Raw genomic sequence first — 16,815 nt, 5'->3', positions numbered from 1 at the left:
CAAATAACGCAATATAACGCATGTTTAAGGGTTTGAAAATCGCATTTATTCTTTGGGAGTAGCTAATTGTCTCCATATTAATGATTTATTTTAATACATTTGTATCCTATCATTTACTTTAGAACTATGTTAAAAGCAGAAAGGCGCAATTATATAATGAATAAACTTGCTGAAGAGCAGCGAGTTAGTACCATAGAGTTAGCTGAGCTATTGGTTGTGTCTGAAGATACTATTAGAAGAGATTTAAGCAAGTTGCATGAAAGAGGTCTTCTTGAGAAAGTATATGGTGGTGCGATTCCTATTGCTGACAAGCCTAGAAATGTTTTTGATATCGTAATATCTAACGAAACAAAGAAAAATGAAATAGGCCATAAGGCACTTTCTTTACTTCATGATGGTCAGGTAATTATTATGAGTGGAGGTACTACAAACTTGGTTTTTTCTAAATTAATTCCGCCGTTATTAAACGCAACAATCTATACATATAGTTTGCCTATTGCAATGCAATTATCTCAATACCCGAATATTGACTTAATATTTATTGGTGGTAAGATGCAAAAAAATGCCATGGTAACCATTGGAATGGATGTGCTTAAGGTTTTGTCTAAAATCAAAGCAGACATTTGTTTTATGGGGGTGAGTAGCGTAAGTGCTAAGCAGGGACTAACCGAAACAGGTTATGAAGTTTCGATTGTTAAAAAAGCAATGCTGGAAGCATCTGATAAGGTAGTTTTAATGTTAACTGCTGAAAAATTGAATACTAAGATGCCTCACGTAGTTTGTGAGATTAGTAGCTTAAATACGATGATAACTGACTTAAATCCAGAGGACGAGGTCTTAGAAGAATACAGTAGAGCTGGGATAACCATACTTTAATGCGTGATTTAGCATTGTTTAAAAAGTAGTTGTTGAGATAACGCATGTCTGTGCATTTTTTTTTCTGTATTTGTGGAGTTAACTTTCTTAAAATACAACGAAGCTATGGACGAAATACCCAACAAAAATAAACGTAAATAAAATTAGGTAGAGAGGATTACAAGCGTGCCTATTTACATGGGACAATCGAGTAGAAGTGTCTTGAAAGCTCACTGGCTTGCCGACTATAATCATAAAAATTGAGATAACATTTCTTAAAAAGACTATTACCTAAAATTGTTCAAAAATCATTTTTAATTAGGAAATGAAATTTTACCCATTGAAATGGACGGAACACCTTCTCTTTTTCCGAATTCAGCTTCACCGCCAGATAAAGTTTCGTTAGCTAAAACTGCAAATAATACGGCTTCCTTTGCATCTCCTAAAATGCCTAATTCATCGGTTCTTTTAAACTTACAAGGCAGTAATTCATTTAAATATTGAATCAATAAGGGGTTGTGCATGCCTCCTCCTGAGACGTAAACAGTAAACTCACAGATATTTAAACCGGAGTTTTTAATTGGATATTCTATAGCTTCAATAATTGTTTCGGCACTAAAACGGGTTAAGGTTGCTAATAAGTCTGAGATACTAATATCTTCATTGTTACTTTGTACGATAGCTTTTTGAACATATTCAATATTAAATAATTCAGGACCTGTAGTTTTTGGGAATGCAGTTTTGAAGAATATATCTGATTTAAGTTGAGAAAGAAGGTCTTGGTTCACTTGACCTTTTTTTGCTATTGCAGCATCTTTATCATACGACATCTCTGGAAAGTGTAATCGGGTGAATGCATCAATTAAAGTATTTCCTGTCCCTGTATCGGTGACAAAAACATCTTCAGAATTCATAGTTGATGGTAAATAAGTAAAGTTTGCTATTCCTCCTAAATTTAGCATAATTCTATTTTCTCCCTTTTTTCCAAAAAGGAAATAGTCTCCGTAAACTGCCAGCGGTGCGCCTTCGCCTCCTGCTGCAAGATGTTTTTGTCTAAAATCAGATATTGTGATAATACCGGTTTTTACAGCTATATGATCTCCATCACCAATTTGAAGCGTCGCATTTGGAAACTTATCTATTTTATGTTGGGTTTTAGGGATATGCATTACAGTTTGTCCGTGAGAAGCTATAATATCAATTTCAGAAGATTTTAAATCCCATTTATGAAGGGCTTCATTAATCTTTTGAGCATGCAGCAAGCCAATCCATTCGTTTAATAATGCCAAATGTCGAAAATCAATGTTTTTTTTAGCAAAAACGGTACGGATTTCCTTCTTGATGTCTTCAGAGTAATCCGAAGTCTCAAAATGAGTTACTTTAACATTTGTATTTTCTCCTGAACCTGAAATTTCACATAAGGCTATGTCAAGACCATCTAACGAGGTACCAGACATTAACCCTATAATTTTTCGAACAGGTTTTCTTGCAATGTTATAAAGCGATTCAATATTTTTATTCATCTGTTCAATTTTTAAATTTTTCTTTTCCCATAATGGACTAAACTAGAACTAAAAGTAATCTTGATTTGTTTTGCTAAGGTTTAGAATTATAAATATCTGTTTTGAACATTTTAAATTATTTCGCTAACTTATTGGCAAGTATTGCTACTCTGACTCTTTTGTGTTCTAATACTAATTGTTGAGCATCATCCTCATTAATTTCCAATTCATCAATAAGCATTTTAATACCTCTTTCTACTAATTTTTTGTTACCACGTACCTTATTACAAAACCCATACTAGTAATTTCTTACTTTTTTTAATCATCCCAAGCTGGGTTATAGTCATCTTTGGCATTTTTAACTGCTTTTCACATTGCAGAATCACCACCTACAATAATTCGAATAACTAAACCATTTTTTTTATAATTAAAGCTGATTTAAAAAAACGACGAGGTAAATATTTCTAATTACCTCGTTGTTGATTTTTCTTTTTTAATTAGCAGGATCTGCAGGTGTATTAGTATTGTTTAAACGTTCAGAGTCTGGATAAGGATACCAATTTCGGTTTCTTTCTGTCGTTGGACGGTCAAAACGTCTAGTATCTTCTAATTTTAGACCTGACATGTATAATTCGACACAACGATTTCTGTAAATTTCAGACAAAAGGCTCGATTGATTTAGTAAGCCAGTGTAAGGCGGTAAATTTGCACCAATCCCAAAGGCATCATTTGCCGCTGTTTTAGTTAAGATCTTGTCTAGTTCTACTTTTGCTTCAACAAGCATATTGGGAGTCTTTCTAGCATAAGCCTCCGCTTTTATTAATGTGATTTCTCCAGGTAAATAAACAGGTATTGCTTTTATATTTGAATTAAAAAAACCAGCGGCAGTCGTTGGACTTGAACCCGGAGTGATATAAAAGGCAATACGTGCATCTATGCTTATTGGTGCTAGATTGCTAGGTAAGCCAAAACTTCTATCTATTGGCTGATATACATTATTTGTTAAAATTGAATTGAATGCAATTGGGTTATTACTTACTGCATCGTATAAAAAAGTTGATTTAGACTTTAGATCAACTAAATTAGCATGTTCTAATGCTTTATCATAATTATTAGACATGAGATAGTAACGGGCTAAAAGAGCATTTACTGTGTTTTTATAGTTAATACCAGATATTAAACCTGTAAACCCATTGGCATTAGCTAAAAAAGGTTCGGTAGATTTTAATGTAGCTATTACTGCACTTAGTACTTCAGTTCTTGAGTTAAATGGAGCATTTTTCATTGTTTTCAATGGAACGCTCTCATAAAATTGAATTAACGTGCCCAATGCCATTGCCTTATATATTGATGCATGGGTTAAAATACTAGCTTTTTCACTTTCAACGGTGATAACATTAATGTTATCTAGTATTTTTTGGGACTCTGCATTAATTACTAAGCATTGTGACCATAGGTTATTGGTTAGTCCATTTTTAGCAGTTAAAGAAACACCCCCAATCGACAGTTCACCCTCCTCTGCATTACCAGCATTGATTAGTCTCAATTCATTAGTAGTAAATCCGTTTGCTGTGATAATAGTATAAACAGGGCTTATTCTTGATGTACTCCATAACTGTTGTAAACCATTTGCAGCTCCTATTAAACCATCTCTACTATTAAGAATTTGTTCTTGTGAAGGCTTAGTTGGATCTAAGAATTCCTCGTTGCAAGAAGTAAATGAAACACTTACTATTAGTATGATTATAAATATTTTCTTCATTTGTTTTTCTTTTTTTTATTAAAATTGAAATTTTAACGCTAATGAATATGATCTAGGGATTGGTACTGTACCAAAATTATATTTAGCTACTGATGATTGCCCTCCAGAGTTAGTTTCAGGGTCGAAACTTGTGAATTTATCCCAGGAGAATAAGTTTCTACCACTTGCATTAATAGTTAAGTCATCAAAAAAGCTATTCAATTTCCCGAAAGAATAACTAAACGAAACTTCTCTCAATTTGATGTAACTACCATCTACAACTCTAAATTCTTCAATTCCATATATCGACCATATATATCCTCTGGGTAATTCCCCATTAAGTTCTTTTTCAACTAATTCTCCATTTCCAACTCCTTGTCTTGTTCTGTAATCTGCATCAAATACATCCACACCCTGAACACCGTCAAATAAAATAGACATACCAAATTTTTTGTAATTTAAATTGGCACCGAAAGAGATAATGTAATCTGGATTAGGATCTCCTATTTTTGTATTAAGGATAGTTCCTGTAGGTTGTCCACTTGCATCTCTCGTAGGATTTCCAGTTAGAGCATCTCCTTTTTCAACTTGTGGATATCCATTTGCAGTAAGTAGCAAGCTACCGTCTGTGTTTCTAGCGTAATACGTACCATAATAAATACCAATTGGTTGTCCTTTTTCTACAAATACTGGTGCTCCAGAAGGATTACTGTCTAATTTGAATCTTTGCTGCGGCAAACCAGTCACTTTATTTCTATTGCTGCTGTAGTTTACATACACATCAAGATTAAGATCTTCTTTCTTGATCACATCATATCGCAATCCAATTTCTAAACCTTTATTATTCATTTCTCCAATATTTTGGATGGTATTGGTAGATCCTGTTGAACTTGCTAGTTGTACCGGTAATAATAAGTCTACTATATCTGCATTGTAATAACTAAAAGACAGATTTATACGGTCGCTAAGAAAGCCTAGGTCAGCACCAACCTCGTATGTTGAGCTTTTTTCAGGGCGTAAGTCTAAATTTCCTTTTTTGAAGCCTTCAAGGGTAAAGGAAGTATTTCCGATAAGGTTTCCTGTAGAATAATTTGTGAATCTAGCATAAGGAGTTATTGCTGTCAAACTCCCAGATTCTCCCCAAGAACCACGTAAACGGGCTGAACTTATAGGAGAGTCTTGCATGAATTTCTCATCAGACAATACATAACTAGCACTTACTTTAGGATAAAACTGTGAGCGGTTTTCTTTTGAAAAAACAGTTGAGGCATCTTGTCTTCCTGCTATAGTTATGAAAAGTTTGTCATTGATCCCAATAGTTTCTTGCAAATAGTAACCCCATAGATTATATTTTGATTCACCCGCGCTAGGAGATCCTGGAAGCAATGTGTTAAAAGCATTAATTGTTTGAACAAACGGTTTTAAGTCTCGACCTTCAATCGCAAAAAGTTCGTCTCTGTAAGTTTGCATATTATAACCTGCAAATGAGGTTAGTTTTATATTTTTAGTGATATTCCAAAGGTATCTCAAGTTCAAATCATTGTTGAATTGCACGACTCTATTTGAGGCTTCAGAAACATAACCGTCATTAAAATAAGTTCCATTCACGGGAGAGTATGGATATCTTGGTATAAAAACTTTTCCTTTTTGGTTGTAATTGTCTAATCCAAAAATGAAGTCAGCATTAAAGTTTTTGAATGGTTTATAATTCAATTGAATATCAGAAACCATACGATCTGTTTTTTGTGTAATGTTGAAAGTTTCAATTACAGATAAAGGATTTACTCTATTTGGATCTACTGACATTAAATCACCATTTGAGCTTCTTTGATTGATGTCATAAATATTATTTGTGATAGTTATCGAATTAATTGGGCTCCAAAAAACATTACCATCTGGTTTCTCATTCGAGCTAGAAGTAATATAATTTAAGCCAATCGACGCTGTTAATTTGTCACTGAAGTCATGCTGTAATCTTATTTTGGCTCCTAATCTTTCAAAATCAGTATTTTTAACAATTCCTTCATTTTTTAAATAACCAATAGATGAAAAATATTTTGTTTTATCATCGCCGCCTCTTAAAGAAAAATAGGTGTCATTTCCTATTCCAGTGGTAAAAATATCATCTTGATAATCATACCTTTTAATTCCAGAAATGGTTCGTGTTTCTAAATTTCTTCCAGCTACTAATACGGTAGTTGCAGTTGCAGCTTGTCCTTGTATTGGAAATAATGCTGGAGAAGAATTGACGAATTGTTTGTCAGACATATTAACACCAACTTTTTTACGTAGGCTATTTGAAGTCAGACTTGTTGAAAACGTATACTTCGTTTCTCCTGATTTTCCTTTTTTTGTTGAGATCAAAATAACTCCATTTGCAGCTCTGGAACCATATATTGCTGCCGCAGCACCTCCGTTTAGGACTTCAATGCTTTCAATGTCGTTCGGGTTTATGTCAGACGACCTGTTTTGTCCAATTTGTAGGTTTGAATTTCCTTTACTTACATTAAGGTTTGTAAGATTTGTAGTTGCATTATTCAATACAACACCATCAATAACATACAAAGGATCTGAGGAACCTAGGATAGAAGAAGTTCCTCTAAGTTTTATGCTGAATCCACCAGCTGGATCTCCAGAGTTTTGAGAAACTTGGGCACCAGCAATCTTTCCTTGTAAAGCAGATGAAAGATCTACAGGTTTTGCTTGATTGAGTTCTTCTGCTTTCAAACTTGTAACTGCATTTCCAAGTTCTTTTCTAGTTACTCGTACCGTAGAACCCAAGACAACAACTTCGTTTAGGGTATTAAGTTCTTCAGATAAATTGATGCTGAAATTAGTTGTTTTTTCTGTTACTTTTAATTCTCTGGTTTCAAAACCAATATAACTAAAAATAAGAGCATCATTAGGCGATGCATTAATCAAGTAGTTACCATCTAGATCAGTGATGCTACTTTTTGTAGTACCTTTAATAAGTACTGTAACTCCCGGAATAGGAATTCCATCAGCTTTGTTCTTTACAGTTCCAGTAATTGTTTTTGTTTGTGCAAATGTGGTTTGAACAAAAATAAACAATAATGAAATCAGGAATAATTTTTTCATAATTATTTGGTTTACGTTTTAGTTAGTACACAAATGTATTTATTTTATGCATACAAATGCGATGTTATCAGATGTATTTTAATTTTTTACTCAAATAATGCATTATAACGCATTTTTTTTGGGGTCGAAAGTTGTTTTAATCCTTGGGTGTCCCTAATCGTCTCCATATTAATGATTTATTTTAATACATTTGTACTCTATCATTTACTTTATCACGATGTTAAAAGCAGAAAGGCGCAATTATATAATGAATAAAATTGCTGAAGAACAGCGAGTTAGTACCGTAGAGTTAGCTGAGTTATTGGCTGTGTCCGAAGATACTATTAGAAGAGACTTAAACAAGTTGCATGAAAGAGGTCTTCTTGAGAAAGTATATGGTGGCGCGATTCCTATTGCAGATAAGCCTAGAAATGTTTTTGATATAGTAATATCTAACGAAACACAGAAAAACGAAATAGGCCATAAGGCACTTTCTTTACTTCATGATGGTCAGGTAATTATTATGAGTGGAGGTACTACAAACTTGGTTTTTTCTAAATTAATTCCGCCATTATTAAGCGCAACAATCTATACGTATAGTTTGCCTATAGCAATGCAATTATCTCAATACCCGAATATTGACTTAATATTTATTGGTGGTAAGATACAAAAAAACGCCATGGTAACCATTGGAATGGATGTGCTTAAGGTTTTGTCTAAAATCAAAGCAGATATTTGTTTTATGGGGGTGAGTAGTATAAGTGCTAAGCAAGGGCTAACCGAAACAGGTTATGAAGTTTCGATTGTTAAAAAAGCAATGCTGGAAGCATCTGATAAGGTCATTTTAATGCTAACTGCTGAAAAATTAAATAGGAAGATGCCTCACGTAGTTTGTGAGATTAGTAGCTTAAATACGATGATAACTGACTTAAATCCAGAGGATGAGGTGTTAGAAGAATACCGTAAAGCTGGGGTCACTATACTTTAATGCGTTATTTTGCGTTATTCAATAATTTATTATTAAAATAACGCATTGAAACGCATTTTTATGTTTTTATTTTCTATATTTGTTGTATTAACTTTCTTAAAATACAACTAAACTATGGAAGCAATTCGTAATCTAAACTATGTAGCACCTGGAAAATATGAAACAACCCGATTTGAGAAAATTCATAATGAAATTTTTAAAAATTCGGTAGATGCTTCAAAAGCAGTTGCTCAAGAAATAGCGACACTAATTAAAGTAAAGCAATCAGAAAATAAAAAATGCGTACTAGGTTTAGCTACTGGTTCTTCTCCTATAAGAGTTTATGATGAATTAGTGCGTTTGCATAAAGAAGAGGGGCTTAGCTTTAGTAATGTGATTACTTTTAATTTGGATGAATATTATCCAATGAAAAAAGAAAATAAGCAAAGTTATCACTATTTCATGCATGCCCACCTTTTCAATCATATTGATATCGCCCCTGAAAATATAAACGTACCTGATGGTGCAGTAGCTCTTGAGGATTTACATCAATACTGTACTGATTATGAATTGAAAATTAAAAGTGTTGGTGGTCTTGACTTTCAATTATTGGGAATAGGGCGTACAGGACACGTGGGTTTCAATGAGCCAGGATCACATATCAATTCTGGAACACGATTAATAACGCTTGACCACATTACAAAGGTAGATGCTTCATCAGATTTTAACGGAATAAGCAATGTTCCTACAAGAGCGATAACCATGGGCGTTTCTACAATTCTTAGATCTAAGAGGATTGTTTTATTAGCTTGGGGACAAAACAAAGCAGATATAATTAAAAGAACGATTCAAGGAGGTATTAGCGCTGAAATCCCTGCTACTTTTTTGCAAAATCATGATAACACGACCTTTGTGTTAGATCATTCGGCAGCTTCTGAATTAACGCGACTAAAAACGCCTTGGCTAGTAGAAGAATGTGTTTGGACGCCAGCATTAAAAAGTAAGGCAATTGTTTGGCTATGTCAACAAACAAATCAATCCATTTTAAAACTAACAGACAGAGATTACAATAACAATGGAATGTCTGATTTATTAGCGCAGGAAGGATCTTCTTATGATTTGAATATTAATATGTTTAATCAGTTACAGCGCACGATTACTGGATGGCCTGGAGGGAAACCTGATACTGATGATAGTAACAGACCAGAAAGAGCTAATCCGTCTCAAAAGAGAATTATTCTTTTTAGTCCTCATCCAGATGACGATGTGATTTCAATGGGAGGTACTTTCTCAAAATTAATTAAGCAAGGACACGATGTTCATGTAGTTTATCAAACATCGGGTAACATTGCCGTAACAGATGATGAAGCTTTGAAGTTTGCTGAGGTATGCACTGATTTTATTGGCGATGATCGCGCTAAAATAGATTTTAAAGAGGTGATTCATTTTTTAAACAATAAAAAGGAAGATGAAATGGATTCGCTTGAAGTTCGAAAATTAAAAGGGCTTATAAGAAGACGTGAATCGTATGCTGCAACCAGATATATTGGTTTGAATGATGCTAATATTCACTTTTTGGATTTACCGTTTTATGAAACAGGCCAAATCAAGAAAAATCCGTTAGCTGCAATTGATATTACCATTGTTATGGATATTATTGAAAAAATAAGACCACATCAGGTGTTTGCTGCAGGAGATTTAGCAGATCCGCATGGTACTCATGAGGTTTGTTTGAATGCTATTTTTGCAGCTATGGCTACGCTAAAAAGCAAGTCGTTTATGGATGATTGCTGGTTGTGGTTGTATAGAGGCGCTTGGCATGAATGGGCTATTGATGAAATTGACATGGCAGTTCCGCTTAGTCCGGATGAAGTCATGTTAAAAAGACATGCTATCTTATTCCATCAGTCTCAAAAGGATCGCGTTATGTTTCAAGGGAATGATTCCAGAGAATTTTGGGTAAGGGCAGAGGAACGTAATAAAAGCACAGCAAAAAGCTACGATAACTTAGGTTTAGCTGAATATGAAGCGATAGAAGCTTTTAAGCGATTTGATTACTAAATAAAAATACGATGAAGGCTGCTATAACAAAATGACGATTAGCAGTTTTGTTTTAATAGTCATAATTGTTCCATTATACTGTACTATCATTTATATTTGTGAAAACAAAAGCAATACAATTTACAATGTCCAACTTGCCCCCATTAAAAGAATTAGCTGCATCTTTAGAAGGAACTCTTCTATACGATGATCTTCATAAAACACTCTATGCAACAGATGCTTCTGCTTACAGAATAATGCCTTTGGCGGCAGCGTTACCAAAAAATGAGGCTGATATTATAACGTTGGTCCGTTTTGCCAAGGAAAACAAGATTGCTCTAACGCCTAGAACCGCAGGAACTTCTCTAGCAGGACAAACAGTTGGTAGTGGTATTATAGTAGATGTGTCTAAATATTTTACTAAGATTGTCTCTTTTGATAAAGAAAATAAAACGATTACAGTTCAGCCCGGTGTTATCAGGGATGAGTTGAATTTATATTTAAAACCGCACGGATTATTTTTTGGCCCTAATACTTCTACTTCTAATCGGTGTATGATAGGAGGAATGGTAGGGAATAATTCATCTGGAACCACATCGATACGTTACGGGGTTACCAGAGATAAAATTGTTGAGATAAAAGCAATTTTAAGTGATGGTTCGCAAGTTATTTTTGGTGAATTAACTTCGGCTGAATTTATTGAAAAAACAAAAGGCGATTCTCTCGAAAATAAAATCTACAGAAGCCTTTACGAGGAATTATCGAATGAAGCTACACAGAAGGAAATTGTAAAAGAATTCCCGAAACCAGAAATTCATAGAAGAAATACAGGATATGCAGTAGATATGCTGTTGTATTCTGATCTTTTTGGCGGAAGCCAACCCACGATTAATGTGGGGAAACTGCTTTGTGGTTCTGAGGGAACTTTAGCTTTTACTACTGAGGTCACTTTAAAAGTTGATGATTTACCCCCCACTAATAATGTGATGGTAGTAACTCATTTTACTAGTGTTCAAGAGAGTTTAGAAGCTGTTATGATTGCCATGAAACATCATTTGTACACTTGTGAAATGATCGATGATACTATTCTGGATTGTACTAAAACAAACAAAGAGCAAAGTAAAAATAGGTTTTTTATTCAGGGTGAACCCAAAGCAATAATGATGTTTGAAGTGGCTTCGCACACAAGTATGGAAGATGCGGAAATGCAAGCAGATGCTTTAATCAAAGATTTAGAAGAGAACCATTTTGGTTATGCTTCGCCAAAATTATACGGTGCCGATATTGAAAAAGTAAACGAACTTAGAAAAGCGGGTCTCGGACTTTTAGGAAGTATTGTAGGTGATGAAAAAGCTGCCGATTCTATTGAAGATACCGCTGTTGAATTGAGTGATTTGCCTAATTATATCGCAGACTTTTCGGCAATGATGAAACGCCACGGCCAAGACGCAATTTATTATGCTCATGCTGGTGCTGGTGAACTGCATTTGCGTCCTGTTTTGAATTTAAAAACAAAAGACGGCGTTTATCAGTTTCGAAATATTGCTACCGAAGTGGCACATTTAGTAAAAAAATACCGCGGTTCATTAAGTGGGGAACATGGTGACGGAATCGTACGGGGCGAATTTTTGCCTTTTATGATTGGTGAAAAAAACTACGAATTATTAAAACGGATCAAATTAGCTTTCGACCCAAATTCAGTTTTGAATATGGGGAAAATTGTCAATGCGTTAAAAATGGATGAAAATCTCCGTTTTGAAACAGGGCGAGAAGAACCTAATATCAAAACAATTCAAGATTTTTCAGATAGTATGGGAGTTTTAAGAGCTGCTGAAAAATGTAATGGCTCTGGCGATTGTCGTAAATTACCATCGGCAGGAGGGACTATGTGTCCGAGTTATCGTGCAACTCGTAACGAGAAGGATACTACTCGTGCCCGTGCAAATACTTTACGCGAATATTTGACACATTCAGAAAAAGATAATAAATTCAATCACAAGGAATTGTATGAGGTTTTTGAACTTTGTATAAGTTGTAAAGCCTGCGCTAGCGAGTGCCCGTCTAATGTAGATGTGGGTGCGCTTAAAGCAGAGTTTTTATACCAATACCAAAAAGAAAATGGTTTTTCTCTTCGAAATAAAATTTTTGCTAATAATGCTAAACTGAATAAACTTGGAAGTATTTTTCCAGCATTGACAAATTTCATGGTCAATCAACCCTTAATAAAAAAAGGAATGGGTGTGGCTCCTAAAAGAGAAGTGCCATTATTAGCTCCCAAAACATTCAGGAAATGGATTGAAAATAACAAATCAAAAACGACAACTACTTCATTTGTAAACGGAAAATTATATTTGTTTTGTGATGAATTCACGAATTATTATGACGTTACAGTAGGGATAGATGCGTATGAATTACTATCAAAATTAGGCTACGAAGTTCTTTTTGTAGATCATGAAGAAAGTGGGAGAGCCTACATCTCCAAAGGTTTTCTGGAAGAAGCAAAAGCAATTGCTACTAAAAATGTGAATACTTTTAAAGCAATTGTGTCGGCTGAAATTCCGTTGATCGGAATCGAACCATCTGCAATATTGACTTTTAGAGATGAATACGTTCGTCTGGCTGATGATAAGGCTTCTGCCGAAACTTTGGCGAAAAACTGCTTGACAATAGAAGAGTTTTTCAAAAGGGAAATTACGGCAGGTAAAATTCGTTCTGAACAATTTTCTGAGGAAGTACGAGAAATCAAAATTCATGGCCATTGCCATCAAAAATCCTTGAGTTCAATAGAGGCTACTTTTACCATGTTGAACGTTCCAAAAAACTGTACGGTTACAATCTTTAATTCAGGTTGCTGTGGTATGGCGGGTTCTTTTGGCTATGAAAAAGAGCATTATGAAATAAGTATGCAAATGGGTGAGGACACCCTGTTTCCAAAAATTAGAAGTACCGCTCCAACAACTGCCATTGCTGCCGCAGGAACAAGTTGTCGTCATCAAATTTTTGATGGAACAAATAGAAAAGCACAACATCCGGTAAGTATTTTAAATACTTTTCTAAAATAGATTTATCGAAATTGATTGTTCTTTCTGGGTAATTGAAAAGGCTTTTTTTAGCTATTTTAGATCAAATGGTTAGTCTTTTTTAAAACCAAAACAAACTATAATGCTATGAAAAAAATAGTATATGTAACGCTTTTCTTGTTCGCTTTTTTTTATGCTAGAGCCGCTAAGGTAGATACCCTACAAGTGTACAGCGCAGCAATGAATAAAAATATTTCTAGCTGCGTTATAACTCCTGACAGCTATGATGAAAGTAGTAAAAACTTTCCAGTTGTTTATCTACTAAATGGGTACAGCGGAAATTATGCTACTTGGGTAAAAAGTTTTAAAGAGGTTGCAAAGCAAGTTGATAAATATGGTTTTATAGTAATAGGAGTAGATGGAGGTTATTCAAGTTGGTACTTTGATAGTCCGATTGATCCTGCTTTTAAATATGAGACCTATATAATGGATGAATTAGTTCCTTTTATAGATAAAAATTACAAAACGATTGCAAGTCGGGATAGTAGAGCGATATCAGATTTTCTATGGGAGGGCACGGAGCATTGTATTTGGCATTGAAGCATCAGGATCTATATGGAGCGGCAGGAAGTATGAGTGGCGGAGTTGATATTCGTCCATTTTCTGAAAACTGGGATATAAAAAAACGGATTGGTTCCATAACAGATTTTCCTGAAAATTGGGAGAAAAATACGGTTATCAATATGCTTGATTTGGCAAAAAGCAATAAATTAAAGCTGATTATTGATTGTGGTGTTGACGATTTTTTTATTGATGTAAATAGAAACCTTCATGACAAGATGCTATCTTTAAAGATTGATCATGATTATATCGAACGTCCAGGAAAACACAATATTGAATATTGGGAAAACTCTTTAAAATTTCAATTGCTGTTTTTTCATAATTTTTTTAATGAGACAGTTAGGGAGTAATAGAAGCATAAAAAGAGGAATGAATAGTCGCGTTTAGCTTAGTCTTATCCCATACAAAAGCATAAGGCGAAAGAAGCGCTTGCAAAAAACATTTTTATTTGCTAGATCATCCCATTATAATTTTAAATAAATAAGATGAAAAAATATATTCTACTCATAGCTGTTTTCTTGACTTCTTTGAATGTAATACAAGCTCAAAAACTAGATCTGATTCCAAAACCGGTCAAGATAGAACAGCAGCCAAGAACGTTTATCATACCAGCATCGGTACATCTTATTCTTGATGAAAAAGTACATAAAAGTGCTGTCTTTATAAATGATAAATTTCTAAAAAATACTGGAATTACCCCGAAAATTTCAATTGGTAATAAACATAAAAACAATGCAATTCAGTTCTTAGTAGATGAAAAAATGAATATCCCAAATGATGGTTATACCTTGAGTGTAACTAGAAAAGGAGTTCTCGTAAAAGGAAAGTCTACAAACGGAGTCTTGAATGGTTTTCAAACGTTATTACAAATTTTTTCTGCAAAAGAGGTAAGAAGAGGAACAATTCCTTTTGTCGAAATTGAAGATTACCCTCGTTTTGAATGGCGCGGAATGATGCTTGACGTGTCAAGGCAGTTTTTTGACAAACAAACCGTCAAAAACTATATTGATTGGTTAGCAGCGCATAAGATGAATATTTTTCATTGGCACCTTACAGATGATAATGGCTGGAGAATCGAAATTAAATCAATGCCAGATTTAACTTTAAAAGGCGGTTTTAGAGGACCAGGAGAAGTTTTGTTACCTTCTTATGGTTCTGGAAATAAGCGTTATGGAGGATATTATACGCAAGAAGATATAAAAGAAGTTGTTTCTTATGCTTTAGAACGGGGTGTTTCAATTATGCCAGAAATCGAAATTCCGGGGCATTCTCGTGCAGTAACAGCCTCTTATCCAGAAATAGGTTGTGTTACATCGCAGGAAACAAAAAGTGTTCAGGGCGAAGTAAAAAATGTATGGTGTGTAGGACGCGAGGAAAATTATCAAATTCTAGATTCTATAATTCGAGAATTTACAGAAATTTTTCCTTTTGAATACATGCATGTTGCAGGCGATGAGGTAAACCGCGCTACGTGGGGACAATGCCCAAAATGTCAAGCGGTGATGAAAAAAGAAGGATACACTGATACTTTTCAGCTTCAGAACTATTTTTTTAGACGTATTGAAAAAATTGTCGAAAAGTACGATAGAAAAACAGCGGGTTGGAACGAAATTATTAAGGGCGGTGAACTAAGTCCTAAAACACAGATTTTTGCATGGCAGGGAATAAGTTACGGAATAGAGTCGGTCAAAAAAGGACATCCTACAGTTATGATTCCGGGACAATACACTTATTTTGATATGGCACAATCTGAAAATGAACGAGGTCATCGCTGGGCAGCCATTACTGATACTAAAAGAGTTTATTCGTTTGAACCCATTCCTGAAAATGATTTATCATTAGAAGAACAAAAATTAATTAAAGGAGTGCAAGGTGCTTTGTGGAGTGAATACCTAGATTTGCCAGCATGATTCATGGAGTATCAGAGTTACCCGAGAATTAGTGCTTTATCTGAAATTGCTTGGTCTAAAAAAGAATCTAAAAACTGGAAAGATTTCTATGGAAGATTAACAAATAGTCATTTGCAACGATTATCTAATATGGGAATTGCTTTTAGAGATTTTCCACCAACAGCGATTTATAAAAACGGAAGCATTACCGTAACATTGCCGTATGAAGGAGCGATAGTACGCTATGATGCGCAAGGAAACGAACCTACGACTCAATCCCCTTTATATACAAACCCAATTGAAACAAAGTATTATGAAAAATACATGTTTCGTACCTTTTTTAATGAAAATACCGCAAGCCCTGCAGTAAAAGTAGAGAAACTACCAGTGGCAAATTGGACTACTTCTAAAGTTGGAATTATAAAAATTTCGGAGAATATTTCGGAGAACATAGACAAAAATGGGATTTGGTATCTCACTTTTAATCCAATAGCTGATGAAACCATGAGCGGATTTGTTAGCGAAGTTTCGCTTTTTGAAAATGATAAATTAATACAAATGTATGCTACTCAGCAGGCTTTAAAATCAAAATTCAGATTGCGTTTTTTGACTGAAAATTACAATGAAAAAAATCACTATCATTTGGATTTCATAGTCGAAAATAAAGAAGGGAAAGAATCTGCTGCTAAAGTAAATTTTGACTGTAGTCCTTATCAGGAACCAGAAGTAAAAGTGACTTCATCGATGGCCGAAAATCCAAAATTTCCATTTTCTAGATTAGAAGATTATAATTTAGAAAGCTATTTGCGTACTGACGTTCCTTGTGTTAAGGGCGACTGGATTTTATACACTTTTACTAATCCTGTTTCTTCTTCTAAAATTGATGTGCTAACAGGAATTCCGCACCACCCAAGATTTATTATTAATGATGGTTTTGTCGAATATTCCTATAATGGTGTTGATTTTATAAAAGGCGATTCCTTTGATTATGGAAACGCGTCTATCTATCCAGAACAGGCTGTAAAAGCAATTAAAATTGTCATTACTGGAACTAACAACGAACCCATTATGGCGGCACAAGATTTAAGAATTAATCCATAAA

At 34.4% G+C, this 16,815-nt stretch carries 11 protein-coding genes; 8 read left to right on the top strand and 3 right to left on the bottom strand.

Translation table 11 applies throughout. The annotated features are described in order from the left end of the window. Nucleotides 1–126: 126 nt before the first annotated feature. Nucleotides 127–876, top strand: a complete 750-nt coding sequence (locus tag QO200_RS12655; protein ID WP_371540757.1) for a DeoR/GlpR family DNA-binding transcription regulator — start codon at nt 127–129, stop codon at nt 874–876. Nucleotides 877–1,169: 293 nt separating this feature from the next. Here the strand turns inward: QO200_RS12655 and QO200_RS12650 are convergent, their stop codons facing one another. The 3 genes from QO200_RS12650 to QO200_RS12640 form a co-directional block, all read right to left on the bottom strand. Beyond that, nucleotides 1,170–2,378, bottom strand: a complete 1,209-nt coding sequence (locus QO200_RS12650; RefSeq protein WP_371540754.1) for an anhydro-N-acetylmuramic acid kinase — start codon at nt 2,376–2,378, stop codon at nt 1,170–1,172. A gap of 472 nt (nt 2,379–2,850) precedes the next feature. Continuing rightward, the gene (locus tag QO200_RS12645) at nt 2,851–4,119 is read right to left on the bottom strand and encodes a carbohydrate-binding protein SusD (protein ID WP_371540752.1); all 1,269 of its coding nucleotides are present in this window, start codon (nt 4,117–4,119) and stop codon (nt 2,851–2,853) included. Nucleotides 4,120–4,137: 18 nt separating this feature from the next. Beyond that, nucleotides 4,138–7,197, bottom strand: a complete 3,060-nt coding sequence (locus tag QO200_RS12640) for a SusC/RagA family TonB-linked outer membrane protein (protein ID WP_371540750.1) — start codon at nt 7,195–7,197, stop codon at nt 4,138–4,140. A 190-nt stretch (nt 7,198–7,387) separates the two neighbouring features. Between QO200_RS12640 and QO200_RS12635 the strand changes: the two genes are divergently transcribed. From QO200_RS12635 to QO200_RS12605, 7 genes are all read left to right on the top strand, one after another. Then, entirely contained in the window at nt 7,388–8,164 is a 777-nt protein-coding gene (locus QO200_RS12635; RefSeq protein ID WP_371540748.1) for a DeoR/GlpR family DNA-binding transcription regulator, read from the top strand. Between the two features lie 114 nt (nt 8,165–8,278). Continuing rightward, nucleotides 8,279–10,204 carry a glucosamine-6-phosphate deaminase gene (gene nagB / locus QO200_RS12630; protein ID WP_371540745.1) on the top strand — a complete coding sequence of 642 codons (1,926 nt, stop codon included), beginning with the start codon at nt 8,279–8,281 and terminating at the stop codon, nt 10,202–10,204. A 134-nt stretch (nt 10,205–10,338) separates the two neighbouring features. Further along, nucleotides 10,339–13,245: an FAD-binding and (Fe-S)-binding domain-containing protein gene (locus QO200_RS12625; protein WP_371540743.1), complete on the top strand. Its 2,907-nt coding sequence runs from the start codon at nt 10,339–10,341 to the stop codon at nt 13,243–13,245. Between the two features lie 105 nt (nt 13,246–13,350). Next, nucleotides 13,351–13,803, top strand: coding sequence for an alpha/beta hydrolase (locus tag QO200_RS12620; RefSeq protein WP_371540740.1), 453 nt, complete (start codon nt 13,351–13,353; stop codon nt 13,801–13,803). After that, complete coding sequence (locus tag QO200_RS12615; RefSeq protein ID WP_371540738.1) at nt 13,770–14,174, top strand: alpha/beta hydrolase; 405 nt, start codon at nt 13,770–13,772, stop codon at nt 14,172–14,174. The genes QO200_RS12620 and QO200_RS12615 overlap by 34 nt, the downstream gene beginning before the upstream one ends. A 135-nt stretch (nt 14,175–14,309) precedes the next feature. Further along, nucleotides 14,310–15,734, top strand: coding sequence for a beta-N-acetylhexosaminidase (locus QO200_RS12610; RefSeq protein ID WP_371540736.1), 1,425 nt, complete (start codon nt 14,310–14,312; stop codon nt 15,732–15,734). A 3-nt stretch (nt 15,735–15,737) separates the two neighbouring features. After that, nucleotides 15,738–16,814 carry a chitobiase/beta-hexosaminidase C-terminal domain-containing protein gene (locus QO200_RS12605; protein WP_371540734.1) on the top strand — a complete coding sequence of 359 codons (1,077 nt, stop codon included), beginning with the start codon at nt 15,738–15,740 and terminating at the stop codon, nt 16,812–16,814. Nucleotide 16,815: the final 1 nt, after the last annotated feature.

The sequence above is a fragment of the Flavobacterium sp. Arc3 genome (assembly GCF_041431375.1).
Classification (GTDB): Bacteria; Bacteroidota; Bacteroidia; order Flavobacteriales; family Flavobacteriaceae; genus Flavobacterium.
This window is presented reverse-complemented; position numbering and strand designations above follow the sequence as displayed.